The 16,470-nt window shown below is 67.7% G+C and carries 14 protein-coding genes and 2 riboswitches; of the genes, 8 read left to right on the forward strand and 6 right to left on the reverse strand.

The features are described 5' to 3' along the window. Nucleotides 1–66: 66 nt before the first annotated feature. Nucleotides 67–158: riboswitch (glycine riboswitch) on the reverse strand. Nucleotides 159–161: 3 nt separating this feature from the next. Next, nucleotides 162–250: riboswitch (glycine riboswitch) on the reverse strand. Between the two features lie 265 nt (nucleotides 251–515). After that, on the reverse strand, nucleotides 516–1,550 hold the full coding sequence (locus AC1RJ9_RS20810; RefSeq protein WP_492839919.1) for an ABC transporter substrate-binding protein: 1,035 nt from the start codon (nucleotides 1,548–1,550) through the stop codon (nucleotides 516–518). 88 nt (nucleotides 1,551–1,638) lie between these two features. On the opposite strand from AC1RJ9_RS20810, the gene AC1RJ9_RS20815 reads away from it, so the two are divergent. The 7 genes from AC1RJ9_RS20815 to AC1RJ9_RS20845 all read left to right on the forward strand — a co-directional run bounded on the left by AC1RJ9_RS20815 (nucleotide 1,639) and on the right by AC1RJ9_RS20845 (nucleotide 7,808). Then, the gene (locus AC1RJ9_RS20815; RefSeq protein WP_492839878.1) at nucleotides 1,639–2,307 is read left to right on the forward strand and encodes a response regulator transcription factor; all 669 of its coding nucleotides are present in this window, start codon (nucleotides 1,639–1,641) and stop codon (nucleotides 2,305–2,307) included. Beyond that, entirely contained in the window at nucleotides 2,304–3,680 is a 1,377-nt protein-coding gene (locus tag AC1RJ9_RS20820; RefSeq protein WP_492839877.1) for a sensor histidine kinase, read from the forward strand. The genes AC1RJ9_RS20815 and AC1RJ9_RS20820 overlap by 4 nt, the downstream gene beginning before the upstream one ends. A 356-nt stretch (nucleotides 3,681–4,036) precedes the next feature. Next, complete coding sequence (locus AC1RJ9_RS20825) at nucleotides 4,037–4,384, forward strand: cupin domain-containing protein (protein WP_492839876.1); 348 nt, start codon at nucleotides 4,037–4,039, stop codon at nucleotides 4,382–4,384. 89 nt (nucleotides 4,385–4,473) lie between these two features. Continuing rightward, nucleotides 4,474–5,502: an AraC family transcriptional regulator gene (locus tag AC1RJ9_RS20830; RefSeq protein WP_492839875.1), complete on the forward strand. Its 1,029-nt coding sequence runs from the start codon at nucleotides 4,474–4,476 to the stop codon at nucleotides 5,500–5,502. A gap of 127 nt (nucleotides 5,503–5,629) precedes the next feature. After that, entirely contained in the window at nucleotides 5,630–6,262 is a 633-nt protein-coding gene (locus AC1RJ9_RS20835) for a GNAT family N-acetyltransferase (protein ID WP_492839874.1), read from the forward strand. Then, the gene (locus AC1RJ9_RS20840) at nucleotides 6,259–7,110 is read left to right on the forward strand and encodes a lysophospholipid acyltransferase family protein (protein WP_492839873.1); all 852 of its coding nucleotides are present in this window, start codon (nucleotides 6,259–6,261) and stop codon (nucleotides 7,108–7,110) included. The genes AC1RJ9_RS20835 and AC1RJ9_RS20840 overlap by 4 nt, the downstream gene beginning before the upstream one ends. Beyond that, nucleotides 7,107–7,808: a haloacid dehalogenase-like hydrolase gene (locus AC1RJ9_RS20845; RefSeq protein WP_492839872.1), complete on the forward strand. Its 702-nt coding sequence runs from the start codon at nucleotides 7,107–7,109 to the stop codon at nucleotides 7,806–7,808. Before AC1RJ9_RS20840 ends, AC1RJ9_RS20845 begins: the two co-directional genes overlap by 4 nt. A gap of 98 nt (nucleotides 7,809–7,906) precedes the next feature. On the opposite strand, the gene AC1RJ9_RS20850 is transcribed toward AC1RJ9_RS20845, so the two are convergent. The 5 genes from AC1RJ9_RS20850 to AC1RJ9_RS20870 all read right to left on the reverse strand — a co-directional run bounded on the left by AC1RJ9_RS20850 (nucleotide 7,907) and on the right by AC1RJ9_RS20870 (nucleotide 14,993). Beyond that, on the reverse strand, nucleotides 7,907–9,205 hold the full coding sequence (locus AC1RJ9_RS20850) for a protease-associated domain-containing protein (protein WP_492839871.1): 1,299 nt from the start codon (nucleotides 9,203–9,205) through the stop codon (nucleotides 7,907–7,909). A gap of 48 nt (nucleotides 9,206–9,253) precedes the next feature. Next, nucleotides 9,254–10,732, reverse strand: coding sequence for a sulfatase-like hydrolase/transferase (locus AC1RJ9_RS20855; RefSeq protein ID WP_492839870.1), 1,479 nt, complete (start codon nucleotides 10,730–10,732; stop codon nucleotides 9,254–9,256). Next, nucleotides 10,729–11,763 (reverse strand): alpha/beta hydrolase family protein, encoded by a 1,035-nt coding sequence (locus AC1RJ9_RS20860; RefSeq protein WP_492839869.1) that lies wholly within the window; start codon nucleotides 11,761–11,763, stop codon nucleotides 10,729–10,731. Before AC1RJ9_RS20860 ends, AC1RJ9_RS20855 begins: the two co-directional genes overlap by 4 nt. A 2-nt stretch (nucleotides 11,764–11,765) precedes the next feature. Beyond that, nucleotides 11,766–14,180, reverse strand: coding sequence for a TonB-dependent receptor (locus tag AC1RJ9_RS20865; RefSeq protein WP_492839868.1), 2,415 nt, complete (start codon nucleotides 14,178–14,180; stop codon nucleotides 11,766–11,768). 123 nt (nucleotides 14,181–14,303) lie between these two features. Further along, nucleotides 14,304–14,993 carry a GntR family transcriptional regulator gene (locus tag AC1RJ9_RS20870; RefSeq protein WP_492839867.1) on the reverse strand — a complete coding sequence of 230 codons (690 nt, stop codon included), beginning with the start codon at nucleotides 14,991–14,993 and terminating at the stop codon, nucleotides 14,304–14,306. A 168-nt stretch (nucleotides 14,994–15,161) separates the two neighbouring features. On the opposite strand from AC1RJ9_RS20870, the gene AC1RJ9_RS20875 reads away from it, so the two are divergent. After that, the gene (locus AC1RJ9_RS20875) at nucleotides 15,162–16,448 is read left to right on the forward strand and encodes a DUF1254 domain-containing protein (RefSeq protein ID WP_492839866.1); all 1,287 of its coding nucleotides are present in this window, start codon (nucleotides 15,162–15,164) and stop codon (nucleotides 16,446–16,448) included. Nucleotides 16,449–16,470: the final 22 nt, after the last annotated feature.

The following is a 16,470-nucleotide window of genomic DNA, read 5'->3' on the forward strand; positions in this document are numbered from 1 at the left end:
GCGTCGGTCGCGGCGCTCGGAAAGACGTGCGCCTTCCCGGACTCCGCCAGGCGGTTCCTCTGCCCCCGCTGTCCCTTGGCCTGAGAGATTCAGACGCGGTCGCGCCCTTGCTCCTTCGGCGAGGCCGCTCACTTGTGGAGCGGTCCTGCTTTCCAGCGTCCTCGTGCTCTGCGGTCCCTGTTGCCTGAGCGTTTCCGGGGCGGTTGCGCCTTCGGCGTCGGGCTGACCCGATCTCTTCCGCGAGAGCCAGGTCAATACGACCGGCTCGCCCCATCGCGTCAAAGCGTCGAAATTCGGTACAATGTTGCCCGGCCCGCGATGAGGACGAAAGGAATCCCCCTGAGTTCAACCGGTGGGCACGATGCGCGTTCGTCCGTCGCCGCGCGATCCGTGAAGGTGATAGGTCGGTGACAGCTTGGGCTTATCGGGGCCAGAGGCAAAAACCGCGAAGCTTTCGTGAACCTGGCCGAAAGTGATTATTTTTAAGGCGGATAATGATCTATATTTAAGCAATATCAATGATCGGCGGTCGCGGCTTTCCAGCGCGCCAGCAATTCGGCGCGCCGCCCCTGGTCGAAATTGGCCAGCAGGGCGGGACCGACACGGATCGGGCGGCCGGCCGCGCCCAGCGCCGGCGCGCCGGCGATGGGGCGGATCGGCGTCAGCCTGGCCTGGGCCAGTCGCCTCTGCCCTTCGTCCGACATCAGATAGTCCAGAAACACCCGGGCCGCCTTCGGATGCGGCGCCGAGCGGGTGATGAAGGCCACGCGCGAGAGCGACAGGTGATAGTCGCTGGGCACGACATAGCCGATGTCGGCGTTGCGATGGCGCGCCCACCAGTCGGCATAGAAACCATTCATGTCGTAGGCCAGGTCGTGCGCCCCTGACAGGCTGGTCAGCAGCGGCGCGCCGGGCACGAACAGGCCAGGCTCCGATTTCGCCAACGCATCGTACAGCGCCCAGGCGTCCGGATAGGCCTGCAGGTCGCTCGACAGGTACATGAACCCCACCCCGCTCTTTTCGGGGTCGTACATGGCGATCTTGCCGCGCCAGCGTTCGGGGTCGGCGCGCAAGGCCGCCAGCAGCGCCGCGTGGCTGCGCGGCACCTCCGACTCCTTCAGCGCCTTCTTGTTGTAGGCGAAGACGATCGGCTCGGCCGTCACGCCGAAGCCCTGGTCGCGCCAGACGGCCCAGGCCGGCAGGCCCTTGGCCTCCGGACTGCGATAGGTCTGGGCGTAGCCGTCGTTGATCAGCTTGACCTGGATGTCCATCGACGAACTCCAGGCCACGTCGGCGACCGGCGCGCCCGCGTCCGTCTCGGCGATAAGGCGCGCCTGCATCGGTTTGGCGGCCAACTCGACGAAGCGGACCTTGATCTTGGGAAAGCGCTTGCGGAAGCCCTCGCCGATCACCTGGTGGACATCGGTGTTGAGATAGACAACGAGCTCGCCCTCGCGCTCCGCGGCGCGAATATCCCAGCCGCTCGTCGCCTGCCCGATCGACTTCGGCGCGCAGCCGGCCAGCGCGGCCGCCAGGGCCAGCGCCGCCATGATCGCCACGGGCCCGCGTCTCTTGACCTGATGAGGCAATCGGCGTCGGATGATGACCTCCCCTGCGTGTTCGGTTCCTACATCCCCGATGAAGATACTGGTTGTCGAGGATGATCCGCCTCTGCGTCGCTCCCTGACCGCGACGCTGGAGAGCGAAGGGCACGAGCCCGTCTGCGCCGAGACCGGCGAGGCCGCCCTGGCCTTGGCCCTGGCGCATGGGGCCGACTTCGACGCCGTCGTCCTGGACATCGGCCTGCCCGACATCGACGGCTTCGAGATCCTGGGCCGGCTGCGCCGCGAGGGCGTGCTGACCCCGATCGTCATGTTGACCGCGCGCGACGCGGTGCGTGATCGCATCGCCGGCCTGGACATGGGCGCGGACGATTACGTGCTGAAGCCGTTCGACCCGTTCGAGCTCGTGGCCCGGGTGCGTGCGGTAGCGCGGCGCAAGGGCGGCTACGCCACCCGGACGGCCCATGTCGGCGCGCTGGTCTGCGACTGGGAAGCCGGCGCGGCCTGGATCGGCGAGCGGCGGCTGGACCTGCGTCCGCGGGAATGGGCCGTGCTGAAGGCGCTGGCCGCGCGTCCCGGCCGGGTCGTCGAGCGCGACCGCCTGGCCGCCGAGGTGTTTCCCGACGAACAGGCCCCCTCGCCCAACGCCCTGGACGTCCATGTCGGCCGACTGCGACGCAAGCTGGCGCCGGACGGCCCGCGCCTGAGTACGCTGCGGGGCGTGGGCTACCGGATCGATCCATGAAGGCCAGGCCTTGGAAGGGCGGCCGTCCCAGCCTGGTCGGCCGCCTGCTGCTGGCGCAGGTCGTCCCCCTGGCCCTGCTGGGCGCGGCGCTCGCCCTGGCCGGCGCCCTGGCCGCCCGCGCGGTCGTGGAGAAGTCTTCCGACCGGCTGCTGGCCGGATCCGTGACCTCGATCGTCGCCCAGATCGGCGTTCGGGAGGGCCAGGCCCAGGTGGCCCTGCCGCCCTGGTCCCTGGCCCTGCTGGACAGTCCCGAGCGCGACGCGGTCTTCTATGCGGTGCGCCAGGGTTCGCGCCTGGTCACCGGCTACGATGACCTCCCTCGCCTACCCGCGCCCTCGCCGAATGAGACCAGTTTCACCTACGCGAAGATGCGCGGCTACGAGGTGCGGATCGCCCAGTCGACGGTGATGGTGCCAGGGGTGCGCGACCCCGTCGTGGTGGCGGTGGCCCAAAGCCTCGACTCCCGTCGCGCCAGCGTGCGCGAGCTGCTTTCGACGCTGATCGGCCTGCCCGTCCTGCTGGTCGCCGTCGCCGCGGTCCTGGTCGTGCCGGCCGTCGGCTGGGGCCTGGCGCCGCTGCGCCGCCTGACGGAAGATCTGAAGGGCCGCGCCCAGGCCTCGCGCCCGGACCTCGCGCCGATCGACGCCGCCGACACGCCCGCCGAACTGTCGCCGGCCGTCGAAGCCTTCAACCATCTCATGAGCAGCCTGGAGCGTTTCACCCGCGCGCTGGAGCGCTTCTCGGCCGACGCCTCGCATCAGTTGCGAACACCCCTGTCGGTCATTGTCGCCAACCTCGCCCTGCTGGAGCGCTCGGCCGCCACGCCGCGAGACAAGGCCTTGCTTGGCGACTCGCGAGACGCGGCGGCCAACCTGCGCCAGGTGCTGACGCAGTTCCTCGCCCTGGCCCGCTCGGAGGCGACCGCGGCCGATGGCGAGGCCGATCCCGCCGCCCTGCTCAAGACGATCCAGGTCGAAGCCGCCCGCGCGTTTCCCGAGGTCGAACTGCTGACGCGCCTGCCCGCCGACCTCGGACTCGCGCGCGGCAACGCGGTGCTGATCGGCGAGGTTCTGCGCAATCTGGTCTTCAACGCCTGCGCCTATGGCGGGGGCAAGGTGCGTATCGTCGCCAGGATGGACGGAGACGGACCCAGGGTCGTGATCTGGGACCGCGGCCCCGGACTGGACGAAGACGCGCTGCGCAACGTGTTCGCGCCCTTCAACCGGGGGGCCGTAGGCCAAGGGTCGACCGGCGCGGGCCTGGGCCTGGCCATCGTGCGCTCGATCACCCGACGCCTGGACATCGATCTCGAACTGCGCGCCCGCCATCCCAGGCCAGGCCTGGTCGCCGACCTGCGCTTCCCCGCGGGATAGCATCAAGGAGGCGCGCTAGCGTCGGGAGCGGGCGCTGGCGACAGCGCCGATCAGGCGGATGGCAGGAGCAGGAGTGGCTTCATCCTGGCTCGCCATGCTCACCGGCGCGATGAGTCTCCCCATGCCCAGCGTATCCGGCTGATGAGGGCCACTCTGGCGGCCATTCCAGATCCCGCGCCTTTGGGACACGGACAGCGCCAGGGCCTTTGGCCTCGGACCTGAAATCCGAGGCGCCGAGGTCAGGCGCGGCGAGACCAGGTGGCGCCGATCGCTCCCCGGAACGGCCAGCCTGACGTTTCCCCCTGGTCATTACAGTAGTTTTTGCTATCCTTTGAGCCATCAAAAGGAGGATCCCCTTGAGCATTCATCGCATGACACCCGAAATCGGGGATCCGATCACGCCGATCTCGCCCGGATGGACGGTCCTGGAAGGCGAACCGACGATGTGGACCTGGTTTGAGCACCAATCCGAGGACGGCTCGCTGGTTGAGGGCACGTTCCGCTGCACCCCCGGGACCCTGCGCGCCGAATACTCCTACTATGAGTATGTCGTGATGCTCGAAGGCCGGATCGAGATCACTCCGGACGGCGGTGAGACCGTCGTGGTCAAGGCCGGGGACGCCTTCGCGGTCGAAGCTCACCACAGAGGCGTGTGGAAGGTGACCGAGGCCGTCCACAAGCGCTTCCTGCTCAAGATCAAATAGGGCGTGCGCCTGCCCTAGCACGCTTGGCCGCCGCGCGCGGCGGCGCCGCCGGTCTGGACAAAGCGCTGCTTTTCGCGTTGAGGCGAGACATGAGCCAACAGAATCCAGAAGAGAAAGTTCAAGGCTCGTTTTTCGACTCGCGCGGCATGTCGATCCGGGAGGCCACGGTGGGCTGGGCCCAGGCCCTCAGCGTGATGTTCGACGTCCGGATCGGCGGCGACTTAGACCACTTCCAAGGCCAGGCCGGCGGCTACGCGCTAGACCAGCTGCTGCTCGGACGCAGTCGGTCGACCGCCCAGGCCTTCGACCGGTCTCGCTATCGAACCGCCCGCGACGGGCTTTCGAACTATCTGCTGCAATTCTACGTCGAGGGCGCCTGTGGACAGCGCGACAGCGCCTCGGACGCCTGGACCAGGCCCGGGGACTTGCTGATCATCGACCTTGCCCAGCCGCTGGCCACCGCGGCCAGCGACTTCGAGAACCTCAACCTCTTCATTCCCAGGCGTTTGCTGGCGCCCTTGCTCACAGCCCCGGACACCCTCCATCTGACCGTGCTGCGTCGAGAGGAGCCCCTCGTCGCCCTGCTGCTCGGGCACCTGCGGATGCTGATCGAACTGGCCCCGTCCCTGACGCGCAGCCAGGCCGCCAGCCTGGTGCGTCCCACCGTGGAGCTGGCTGCGGCCACGATCAACGGCCAGATCGATGACGCCTCGGCGACGAGCGCCAACCAGTGTCTGCTGGAACAGATTTGCCACTGCCTCCAAACCCAGCTGACAGACCGCTCGCTTACGGCCGAAGCCGTCGCCAGCCGGTTCGGCATATCCGAGCGCAAGCTCTACTACCTGTTCAAGGAGTTGGGCGGATTTTCCGGCTATGTCCGGCAGCGTCGGCTGCATGCCGTGCGCGCGCGGCTGGCCGAGCCGGAGGCCCGGTGCGAGACGATCGCCAGCATATCAGAGGCCCACGGCTTCACCCACCGGTCCAGCTTCGTATCGGCGTTCCGCGGCCTCTACGGCATGACCCCACGCGAGTTCCGCAGCCTGGCGGCCGCTCGCGCGCCCATGCTCGACGCCAGCTCGCCCGCCGACTGGCGGCGCTGGATCGCCGAGCTGCGCTAGAACGCACAAATCGCCAGGTGAAATTGCGCCCCGCCGCACATTGAGCTCCAGGCGCCCGACGTTCACTTTCCTTTCCCCCATAGCTCCTTTCCTTCCGCGCCTGAGCAAGCGTTCAGGGCAAAGATCGATGAGCATTTCCGGGTCCCAAACCTACACCCGCCGTGACGGCGTTTGCCTGTGCGACTGGAACGACGACGCCCGGAACGACTACGCCCGGCTGGTGTCGGACCCGCGCGTGATGGCCTTCATTTCGGATGGCAAGCCTCGATCGTTCGAGCAGGCCGCCAGCGAGGTCGACACCTTCAATCTGGAACTTCAGGCGCGCGGCTGGTCACGCTGGGCGGTCAGGCGCGAGGCGACCGGCGCGTTCCTGGGCTATTCGGGCTTCGCGCAAAAGGAATACGGCATCAATTTCGGCCAGCGCTTTTTTCCCAAGCTGTGGCGCTCAAGGGCGCCGATAGCGGCGGCGCATCTGGCCCTGGAGTACGGCTTCCTGAAGCTGGGCTTCGATCAAATTCACACCTTGACCAACTTGAACCACACGATGGCGATCCGGCTGAACCGCAATTATCTGGGCGTCGACGATAGCTATGGCGTCGTCTGCGACACGCCGTTTGGTCCCCACCTGCGCATTGACGTCACCCGCGCCATGTTCCTGTCGGGGCTGCAGCGTAACCGCCAGCGGATCTTCGCCCATGCGGTCGGCGCCGCCGGACAGGACGCGCCCCCGGCTATCAGCCCCCCGGTGACCTTGGCATGACGCGCCCGCCCCCCGAGGTTCCAGTAAGTCGCCTGTGCGACCTGGAGACGTGGCGCGCCGGAGCAAGCCCGCCCCTATGGTATTGGCCCCTCGGGATCGCCCTGGCGGCCAGCCGGCTGGCGCTCGCGATTCTGGCCGCGCCGCTGGCCATGGCGGCGCCGCCGAGTGTCGCCTCGCGGCTGTTTCCTCTGATCCGCCAGGCGATGGGCGTGCGCGTCATCGGCAACCTCCCCCGCGAGGAGGTGGCCCGTTTGACAGACGGCTGCGTGGTCGCCCTCAACCATGTCAGCGTATTCGACCTGCTGGCGGTGTGCGGACAGCCCCAGGCCTGTATCGCCATTGGCCAGGACGGCGGCGCGCTGGGCCGAGCGACCGTCATGCCGCTGGCGCGCGGCTCAGGCGCCCAGCTGTGGCGTGTCGCCGACCGCAAGGCGCTGGCCCGCCACATCGCGGCTTGGCGCAAGCATCCCTCCGGAACCAGCCTCTACGTGTCGCCGGAAGAGACCATCGGCAACCAGCAGGGCCTGTTCCAGTTCCAGCCGAGTTTTCTGGCCCGCGGGTTCCCAGTCGTACCGACGGCCCTGCGCCTGACCACGCCATTTGGCCTGAACGCCGATCCGCTGTTGTCCTCCAAGCCGGCCAACTTCCTGCGCCTGCTGGCCATGCCCACCGTGACGTTCAAGCTGGACTACCTGCCCCCGCTGGCGCGCGGGCGCGACGAGTCCAAGACCGCTTTCGCCAAGCGCGTCCAGCAGGCGATCGCCGACCGCCTGGGCGCCGCCGCCACCGACTGGCGGCCACGGGACAAGCATGCGCTGCGCGCTCGGCTGAGGCGTGGCGAGACGTGAGCCGCTCGCTCCGCGGCTGCAATGTGATCTTCGACTACGACCAGACTCTGGTTCCCGAGGAGAGCTTGCGGGAAGTGCTCAAGCTCAGCCTTCGCCGTCGCCACGATGGGGAGGCCAGGATAGCGGCCCTGCAGGCCCGCTCGCAGCGGTTCATGGCCGGCGCCGCCCGCCCGGAAGATCCGCTGATCCTGCTAGGGGCCCTGTTGTCGATCCAACGAGAAGCGATCGACGACTATATCGCCGGAGCGCTGGACCGGATCACGCCGTTCCGCCCCCTGTTCCGGTCGCTGCGCGGCCAGGGTGTCCGACTGTTCATTGCGTCGGCCGCATTCCACGACTGGCTAGGACCGATCGGGGCCGCCTGCGGCTTTCCTGCCGAGGCCGTCGCCGCCAACCGCCTGCGCTGGATCGGAAGACAGGCCGTGGGCGTGGGCGACTGGGCTCTGCTGACTTCCGCCGACAAGACCACCCTGGTCCGGCGATGGCGTCGTACCGGCGCTATGAGCGGACCCACGGTGATGGTCGGCGACGGAGCCAGCGACTTGGCCATCCACGCCCGCGGCCTGGCCCAGGGTTTCGTCTCGGCAAGCTATTACGGCCACGGCGCGACCGCCGACGGCGACCTCGCACGGCGCGCAGGGGCGATCGACGATCTTGAGCCCATGATCGTGGACCTCCTACTTCGAATTTCCCGATAGAGCTCATCGACTGTCGGTCGCCCGGGCTTACTGGCCCTAATGTCCGGCCAGCCAATTGCCGCCGTTGGCGCAGATCCGGAAACTCGACCTTCATCAGCCTAGTGCGGAGGCATATCGTCCAGCAGGCGGCGCGCGGCCTGAAATGCCGTATCCGCCAGGTGGGCGTCTACGCACCGTCCATCGTCGCTCTGGGCGTGATGAAAGCGATGAGCGCCGAAGACACCGACCAGTCGCCGATAGCCGGCCGCGGCGACATGGGCGAGCTCTCCAGCCGCGCCCGCTCCCAGCGGGTAGACCGCCTCTAAACCCGGCAAGCCTTGGAAGGCCGCTCGGCACGGCGCGACGAGTTCCGGGCTAGCGAGGAGGAAACGCTGAGGATCGGCGCTGGGCAGCGGCGCCAGTCGTCCACCGAACTCATGCCAGTCTCGGGCGGCGACATTGGCTCCGAGATGAAGCCACAGATGGGTCTGGTCTGGCGACGGAGCGGCCTTACGCAGAAGGTGCTCGGCTCCGAGGTTCTCATATTCGTGACCGCTGTTGCAGACGAAGGCAAGATTTACGGGCAGGCTCGCGCGGCTGGCCCAGTCAGCCAGCATCATCCAGACGGCGACGCCAGGTCCCCGCTCACCAGCGCAGGTGAACCAACCCGAACGCGGGGTGGAGACCACCAGCCATCGGCCTTTGCCGCTGTCCTTGCGCCCGATCAGATTGAACGCCTCTCTACGGCCGCCCTGGCCGGCGATCAGCAGCATGCCTTTCTCCCCGGACCCCGCCGCCTTGATCAAGGCTGGCCCGTCCTTGGGCGCGAGCACGGCCACGGGCGCGGCGAACATCGGCGCGCGGCCATCGGCGTTCAGCGCCAGAGCCTCGCCGCTGGGCCCGTAGGTCACGAGAACGACAGCAAGGGCGCCGGCCCGCAGGGCCGCCTCGACCGGCCCTCGCACGGCCAGCGCGGCCGCGCTGCTCCAGCGTCCATAGGGCAACCGAATGACGACGATGGCGCCGTGCGCCGGGGCGCCCGCATCCTCGGGTTCGCGGACCAGGACCGGCCCTTCGACACCCCGAGGCCCGGTCTGCACCACCATGGCCTGCGGAATGACGTTCACCCTCGTCTCGCCGACCTGGAACCAGGCGTCCTCGACCTCGAAGAACGGCGCGTCGAAGGCGAGGCGCTCGACAGAGAAGCCGCGCGCGGCGAGCCATTCCGTCATCCAATCCCCACAGGCGATGTCGCCTGGCCCGCCACTGGCCTTACCGCCAAAGGCCACATACCGCTCGAGCAAGTCCGCCGCCGACAGAGACCCCGCGGACGCAAAAGCCTCGGCGCCATCCGAAAGGCTGGCCGCCAGGGTTCCGGCGAGGGGCGCCGTGAGCAGGGATCGACGCGTCGGCGTCATGGCTGGTCTCCTTCAGCGCAGGCTTGTTTTCCGCGGGCCCACCTTAAATCAGTTGAACAGCTGCACCTTGCGGCCGTCGACCTCGGACCGGAACTGTCGGCGACTGGTGAACATCGGCTCGACATTATTCTTGTCCCAAGTCGCGAAGTCGCGCGACAGCCGGGCGACCACCTCGGGATGGGCGCTAGCCAGATCGTGCTTTTCGCCAGGATCGTGGACGACGTCGAAGAGAAGCGTCCACTGGCCCAGCGGCGAGACCGTCGCCTTGACGCCGTCGGGGGTTGGGGAGCCCAGGACATTGCTCATGTCATCGACCGTGTCGGACTTGTTGACGACCAGAAGCTTCCAGCGCCCCTCGCGCACGGCGTGGTTGGGTCCCATTCGCCAGAAGAGCGGACGCTCGACGATCCCGGCGGTCGGGGCCAGGGCCGAGGCGATGTCACGCCCCTCGACGCCGCTGGGCGCCTTGACGCCGGCAAGGCGCGCCGCGGTGGGCAGGATATCCAGCGTCGAAATCGGCCGGCTCGACACCAAACCCGGCACGATGCGCCCAGGGGCGGAGACCATGAACGGCACCCGCACGCCGCCTTCCCAAGGAAAGGCCTTGTAGCCGGACAGGGGCGCGTTGGAGCAGGCGCCGCGAATATAGTTGGGGCAGCCGTTGTCGCTCAGGAAGAAGATGACCGTGTCCCGCTCCAGCCCCTCCTCGGCCAGGGCCTGGCGCAGCCGGCCGACGTTGTCGTCCAGCGAGGCGACCATGGCCGCGTAGAGCCGCTGATGGGGCGAGGTGATGTGGGCGAAGCGGTCGGTATAGGCCTTGGGAGCCTGGAGCGGGGTGTGAGGCGCGTTGTAGGCCAGGTAGAGGAAGAAGGGCTGGCGACGATGGGCCCGAATGAAGCCGACGGCCTCGTCGGTGAAGACGTCGGTCAGATAGCCGCCCTGCTCGACCACCTCACGCCCCCGCACGACCGGAAAGCGCGCGCGCGTCATGGCCCCGTCGGCGCCGGTGTCGGCTTGAAGCCCGCTTTCCGCCGGATCCTTGAAATAGCTGGCCGCGCCGCCCAGGAAGCCGAAGAAGCTGTCGAACCCCCGGTCCAGGGGATGGAAGCCGCCCGCCTGGCCGATATGCCACTTGCCGACCATGGCCGTGGCGTAGCCGGCCGATTTCATGACCTGGGCGATACTCGCTTCACTGACCGGCGCGCCGGCTTGCTCGTCGCGCCCAACGGGATTGAATTCGAAGCCATAGCGAGCCTGGTGACGTCCGGTGATCAGCCCCGCGCGCGAGGGCGCGCAGACGGCGGCCGTCGCATAGGCGTCGGTGAACCGCACGCCCGAGGCCGCCAGCGCGTCGATATGGGGCGTTGGGATGACCTTGCCGCCATAGACGCCAAGATCGCCATAGCCGAGGTCGTCGGTGAGGATGACGATGACATTGGGGGGCCGCGGTCTGACGCCGGGCTGCGAGAAGCCGGTGGTGGCGAGGCCCACGAAGCAGGCGGCGAGCGCAACGATCCAGCGCTTCATGGGGCCTCCGCGGGTCTGATGGGCGTGGGCGCGCCGCAGGCCTTGGCCCTGACATAGGCCTCGCCGGAAGACGCGAGCGTGGCGGGCAGGTCGCAGAGCGCCTTGGCCGCCTGGACGTCGCCGTTGAGATAGGCGCGCCAGAAGGTCAGGGTCTGCTCGACGATGACGGCCATCTGGGCCGCGTCAGTGGGCTTGGCGACGCCCATCATCCGCCGCCGCCCCGCAAAGGCGCCGTGGTCGCCGTCGCGCAGAACGATCAGGAACTGGTCGGCGCCGGTAATCTTCTGGAACGGGATCGTGCGCTCCCACGGGGTCTTTTCCAGATCCAGTGGCGTTCGATCCTGCGTGCCGGTGAAGTGCAGCATCGGCGTGCGGATCGAGCTGAAGGCGGTGTCGGAGCCACCCTGCCTGGCCTTGTTCGGACTGTAGACGACAGCCGCCTTGATCCTCGGCTCCCGGAAAGCGTCTGGCGGAGCCCCCGGCAGGCGTTGACCGACCGCAACCAGGGTGGCCAGCGCGCCGAACGAATGGCCGCTCATGCCGACCCGCGAAAGATCCAGCTTGCCGGCGAGTTCGCCTCCCGGCGCGTTCATTTTCGTCAGTTCATCAAGGGCGAACGGAATATCGGCGAAACGATTGGTCGCCGCGTCAGGAGAGAGCTTGCCCAGCAGGCTGGCCTCCTCTCCAGGCCGCGCGCCGGCCAGGATCGAAGCGTCCGAGCCGGGATGCTGCAAGGCCGCCACCACGAAGCCCGCCTCGGCGACCGCCTGCAGGATGTAGGTCGAGCCCTCCCGGGAGCCGCCCAGGCCGTGGGAATGGACAATCAGGCCGAAGGGTCCCGCCCCTGTCGGCGCGTAGAGCTTATAGGGAACCTCGCGGCCGCCGCGCGCGGGATCGGTCCATTCGCCGTAGACGATGGTGGCCTTGGCGGGCGCGACGACCGGCGCGGGGCTCGCGACGGCGGGTTCCTGCGAGCTGGCAAGGAGGGCGAGACCCGCCGCGACCGCTCCGGCCCATCGCCTCTGGCTCATGGTCAGAACTCCCACCCAAGCTCGACCCCGACCACGCGCGGATCGGTGTAGAACTCGTTCACGCTGACGATGTTGGCCAGATAGGTCTTGTCGCCGAGATTGCGGCCGAAGACCGAAAGCCTCAGACGGTCCGAGCGCACCCCGATCCGCGCGTCGATCAGGCCGTAGCCCTGATAGGAGCGGCTGTTGTCGGGGTTCTCGAACCCGCCGTCGGCCATCTGCAGCCCGGCCGAGGCGAAGCCGCGCCAGCCGCCGCCCAAAGGGAAGGTGTAGGTGGCGTTCACAGCCAGCTGATAGTCGCGCAGGCGCGGGATCTCGTTGCCGCTCAGATCGGCGTCATCGGGCAGACCATCGCCGTTGAGGTCGAGCTTGGCCTTGGCTCCGTCTTCGAACTTGCCCCTCTGGCCGCTGAGACTGGCCGCCAGCGTCAGGTCCGACGCGCCCAACAGGAATCGGCGGCGAGCCTCGATTTCGTAGCCCGAGATATGGGCGTCGCCGGCGTTCTGCAGGATGAAGCCGCGAGAGAGCGAGCTTGGCGCGCTGACCACCTGCACGTTGTTTGTCCAGGTGTAATAGATCGCGGCCGACAGCTGAACGCCCTTCCAGCGCCCCTTGGCCCCGGCTTCATAGGAATAGGCGTATTCTGGATCGTAGAGCAGCTGCTGGGCGATCTGTGAGCGCACGGTCGTGGGCGGCAGATTGCTGTTGAAGCCTCCCGGGCGATAGCCGGTGGCGAAGCGGCCGTAGACATTGACCCCGTTGTCGAAGCGATGGCGCAGGGTCACCGTCGGGGTGACGAAGGTCCAGCGGCGTTCGGCCTCAACGCGGACGGTCTCGTTGCCTGCCGCGCAGGCCGGGCCAGTCACGGTCGGCGGACAGAACTGAACCGAGCTGGCTGGCAGCGGGCCGCCCGCGCCATCGGGATCGACCGTGATCGCCGCCATCAGTCCCGTAGGCGTGGCTCCGCCGCCGAAATAGACGAGCGGATCCTTGGCGTAACGTTCAAACCAGAAGGACTTCTTGTCGCGCTGAAGCCGCGCCTCCACGCCCAGGGTCGTGGCGCCGGAGATCTTGTACTCGAGACTGCCAAACAGCGAGGGCGACTTCAAGGTTTCGGAGAAGGCGTCGCGGTTCACCGCCAGGCGCGCGGCCGATCGAACGCTGGCGGCGGTTCCGGTCAGAGTCCCGACCTGGCCCACCGCGCAGCCGGCGGCGCTGGCCTGCGAGGCGCCCGTATAGGCCGGGCACAGATAAGGATCGATGACCACGTCGTCGCTGGTCTTCAGGAACTCGACGCCCGCCAGCCAGGTCAAACGCCCCTCCCCCTTCGAGCTCAGATAGGCCTGCGCCACGAAGCGGCTGTAGTCCTCGAACTGGCCCAGAGTGTAGTCGGGCGTGAGCACCGCCGCGCCCGGGGCGACGTCGATGCCCGAATGGCCGGCGAAGTGGTCGTTGTCCTCATTGTCTCGTCCCGCGTCGCGGGCTTTCCAGCCCACCTTGGCGGTCAGCTCGGCGAATCCGTAATCGTGCCTGGCCGTGAGATAGACCGAGTCCTCGGTGATGCGGGCGCGCCCCTCGCGGTCGAGGTCGGAGCGTGTCCAACGGGAAGCATCAAGCACCGAGCCGTCAACCCGCACCGGCCGCCGCCCCAGACTCGAAAAGGCGGGGGTGTCGCTCTCGTAGCGTTCGTAAGTCAGGTCAACCGTGGTGGCCGATCCTGGCGTCCAGCGCAGGCCGGCCCGCGCGCCCTTATAGGTCTGCCAGTCGATCTTGTGACCGGTCGTGGTGTTCTCAATGAACCCGCCATCCTGGTCGTCGTAGAGACCGGCCACACGCAGGGCGAGCTTGTCCTTGACCACTGGCAGATTGAGCACCGCTTCGACGGCGGCGCGCCGGGGCTGGCTGTAACGGACCGTGACCTCTCCGCCGATCGTCTGCTCAGGCGCGTGGCCGACGATATTGACCGCGCCCCCGACCGAATTCCGCCCATAGAGCGCTCCCTGAGGACCGCGCAGCACCTCGAGCCGCTCGAGGTCCAGCAGGTCCATACGGCTTAGCGAGCGCCCGCCAAAGCCGCCGCCCGCATTGTAGAGACCCTCCTTGTAGAGGCCGGTGGCCGCCTCGGAGAAACCCAAGCGTCCGCTGCCCTGCCCCCGGATCGAGATGTCCTGCAGGTACTCTGGTCCCGACGTCACCAGCGTGGCGCTAGGCGCCTGGCGCAAATAGTCCTTCATGCCGTCGAGCACGAGGTTCCGCCTCTCCTGGGCCGTGATCGCGGATATGGCCGCGGGCACTTCGACCAGGGTTTCGGTGCGCTTGCGGGCGGTGACGACGATCTCGTCGAGCGCCTGGACGTCGGCTTGACTGGCCCATGTCGTCGCTGGAGCAGCCGCCAACACCAACCCCAGGGCTGTCATCAGCCCGCCTCGTCCCGTTGCACGCAGCATCTTCGCCTCCCCGCAATTTTATCGTTGCGGGAAAGCTCCAGCCAGAAGCGTCAATTGTCAAACAATTTTTTGGACCGCCAGGCTAAGCCACGATCACTCGCGCTCTAGCGCCAAGGCCAGGGACCGCCTTGTGATCATCACAATCATTCGCGCAGCCGCGGCCGCGATCTCCGGATGATGATCCTTGACGGCCGAAACCAGGATCCGGTGAGCGGAAAGCGACTGCTGCTCGGATTGCGAGGTCCCGGGCTTTAGCAACCTCTGCTGCCACAGCGCCAAATTGCCGACCTGGGTCAGCATCCGATAAGCCAGCTTGCTACCGGAATGACGGCCAATCAGCTGCCCCAGGCCAAACGACAGGGCGTAGAGCTCAGAGCGATCGGCGTCGCGAGCAACCGCCGCCTCGATCGCCTCCATCAGCCCATCAAGTCGCGAAATCAGCCTCTCCGGGAAGCGCTCGGCCGAGAGCCGAGCGCACTGGGCGTACATCTCCTCAAGCAGACTGAAGATGTCGAGCAGCTCTTCGCCCCCAACCGCAACGACCTGGGCCCCGCGCCAGGGCTGCATCTCCACGAAGCCAGCCCGCGCCACGCTGCGCAGCGCCTCACGCACGGAAGCGCGACTGACGCCGTGCCGCGCCGAAACCTCCTGCTCGCGCAACCAAGCCCCAGGAGGATACCGATTGTCGATAATCTCGCGGATGAGCGTCTCAGACAGGCGCGTGTCCAGCGTCTGATCAGTCTTGCGCCGCACTCGCGCCGCGCCGGGCCTCGCCTCGTCCATCAATCCTCCCTAGCTTGACGTTACAGTAAATCAGAACGAGACAAAACGGAACGTCAGACAATTGCCAAGCGCGCTGTCGGTGATCTACGGTTCGGCCATGGGCGCTACGGACCACTCAAGAGATAGGACAAGACGATGATCCTGCGACGCGATTTCTTGGCCGGAGCCATGACGCTATCGACAGGCTTCGGCGCGCGGGCGGCGGGCGGCGAGCCGCTGCCCCTGGTCGAGGCGGCCAAGCTCGCCTGGCTTTACGGCCTGCCGTTGATCGAGACGGCCGTCGTCCGAAGTCGCACCGCCAAGCTTGGAACCTTCAATCGGCTCTATCACCAGACAGATCTGGTGACTCCCGCGAACCAGAAGGTCACCTCGCCCAACAACGACACCCTCTACAGCCGTGGCTTCCTCGATCTGCGCCAGGGCCCCGTCGAGCTGACCCTGCCGGCAAGCGGAACGCGCTATCTGTCCGTGGCCTTGATGGACCTTTGGACGAACAACTTCGCCATACTGGGAACCCGCACCACGGGTCCCGACGGCGGCCGCTTCATCGTCGCCGGCCCCACAGGGCCCGCGCCGTCGGGAGCCATCCGCGCCCCGAGCGACTTCGTGTTTGTCCTTGGCCGCACCCTGGTCGACGGCCCCGCTGACCTTGCCGCGGCGCGCGCGGTCCAGGCGGCCATCGCCGCCTCGGGTCCTGAGCGGGCGCCGGGCGATTTCGTGGTTCCAGTCGCGCGCACGGCGCCTTGGCGCGCTTATTTCACGAGCGTCGGAGAACTCCTGCGCGAAAACCCGCCACCCGCGACGGACGCGGCTTTCTTCCATGCGGTCCACGCCTTGGGCCTCACCGCGCGGGGCTTTGCGCCGCCCGCCTTCACCCCGGCGCAGGAACAAGAGATCGCCCAAGGGATCGAAAAAGCCAAGCAAATCGCCGCCGACCCGCGGGGCGGACTCTACGCCGCCCAAGGCTGGGTTTATCCACGGGCCAATCTCGGCGACTTTGGCCAGGACTATGTCTTCAGGGGTCAGATAGCCTTGACCGGGCTCTTTGGTCTCCCCTTGGCCGAGGCCGTCTATACCCGGCCGGTTGGCGACAGCGGCACGGGACTCCTGCACGGCGACCGCTATCGGCTAACCTTCCCCGTCGGCCGCGCCCTGCCAGTCGACGGCTTCTGGTCTCTGACCATGTACGCGGCCACGTCCGACGGCCAGTTCTTCCTGACGCCCAACGCCATCGATCGCTATGCCATTGGCGATCGCACCCGGGGGCTTAGGCATGGTTCGGACGGTTCGCTGGATATCTGGATCTCGCGCCAGCCGCCGGGCGGGGCGCGGGACGACAACTGGCTGCCCGCGCCCGCTCAAGGCCCTTACATGGTCAGCCTTCGCGCCTACCTGCCGCGACCAGAATTGCTCACTGGGGACTACCGGGCGCCGCCTCTACGGGCGGGCTTCTAGCGGGCGCAACGCGGCGCCCACG

Source organism: Caulobacter sp. GW822-FHT07D08, assembly GCF_058798735.1.

Excerpts from the sequence above, each read along its gene's own strand:
- AC1RJ9_RS20855 (WP_492839870.1), bottom strand. The coding sequence starts at position 10,732 with ATGAAGCGCTGGATCGTTGCGCTCGCCGCCTGCTTCGTGGGCCTCGCC.
- AC1RJ9_RS20810 (WP_492839919.1), bottom strand. The coding sequence starts at position 1,550 with ATGGCGGCGCTGGCCCTGGCGGCCGCGCTGGCCGGCTGCGCGCCGAAG.
- AC1RJ9_RS20840 (WP_492839873.1), top strand. The coding sequence starts at position 6,259 with ATGACGCGCCCGCCCCCCGAGGTTCCAGTAAGTCGCCTGTGCGACCTG.
- AC1RJ9_RS20865 (WP_492839868.1), bottom strand. The coding sequence starts at position 14,180 with ATGACAGCCCTGGGGTTGGTGTTGGCGGCTGCTCCAGCGACGACATGG.
- AC1RJ9_RS20835 (WP_492839874.1), top strand. The coding sequence starts at position 5,630 with ATGAGCATTTCCGGGTCCCAAACCTACACCCGCCGTGACGGCGTTTGC.
- AC1RJ9_RS20875 (WP_492839866.1), top strand. The coding sequence starts at position 15,162 with ATGACGCTATCGACAGGCTTCGGCGCGCGGGCGGCGGGCGGCGAGCCG.
- AC1RJ9_RS20870 (WP_492839867.1), bottom strand. The coding sequence starts at position 14,993 with ATGGACGAGGCGAGGCCCGGCGCGGCGCGAGTGCGGCGCAAGACTGAT.
- AC1RJ9_RS20860 (WP_492839869.1), bottom strand. The coding sequence starts at position 11,763 with ATGAGCCAGAGGCGATGGGCCGGAGCGGTCGCGGCGGGTCTCGCCCTC.
- AC1RJ9_RS20820 (WP_492839877.1), top strand. The coding sequence starts at position 2,304 with ATGAAGGCCAGGCCTTGGAAGGGCGGCCGTCCCAGCCTGGTCGGCCGC.
- AC1RJ9_RS20850 (WP_492839871.1), bottom strand. The coding sequence starts at position 9,205 with ATGACGCCGACGCGTCGATCCCTGCTCACGGCGCCCCTCGCCGGAACC.
- AC1RJ9_RS20815 (WP_492839878.1), top strand. The coding sequence starts at position 1,639 with ATGAAGATACTGGTTGTCGAGGATGATCCGCCTCTGCGTCGCTCCCTG.
- AC1RJ9_RS20830 (WP_492839875.1), top strand. The coding sequence starts at position 4,474 with ATGAGCCAACAGAATCCAGAAGAGAAAGTTCAAGGCTCGTTTTTCGAC.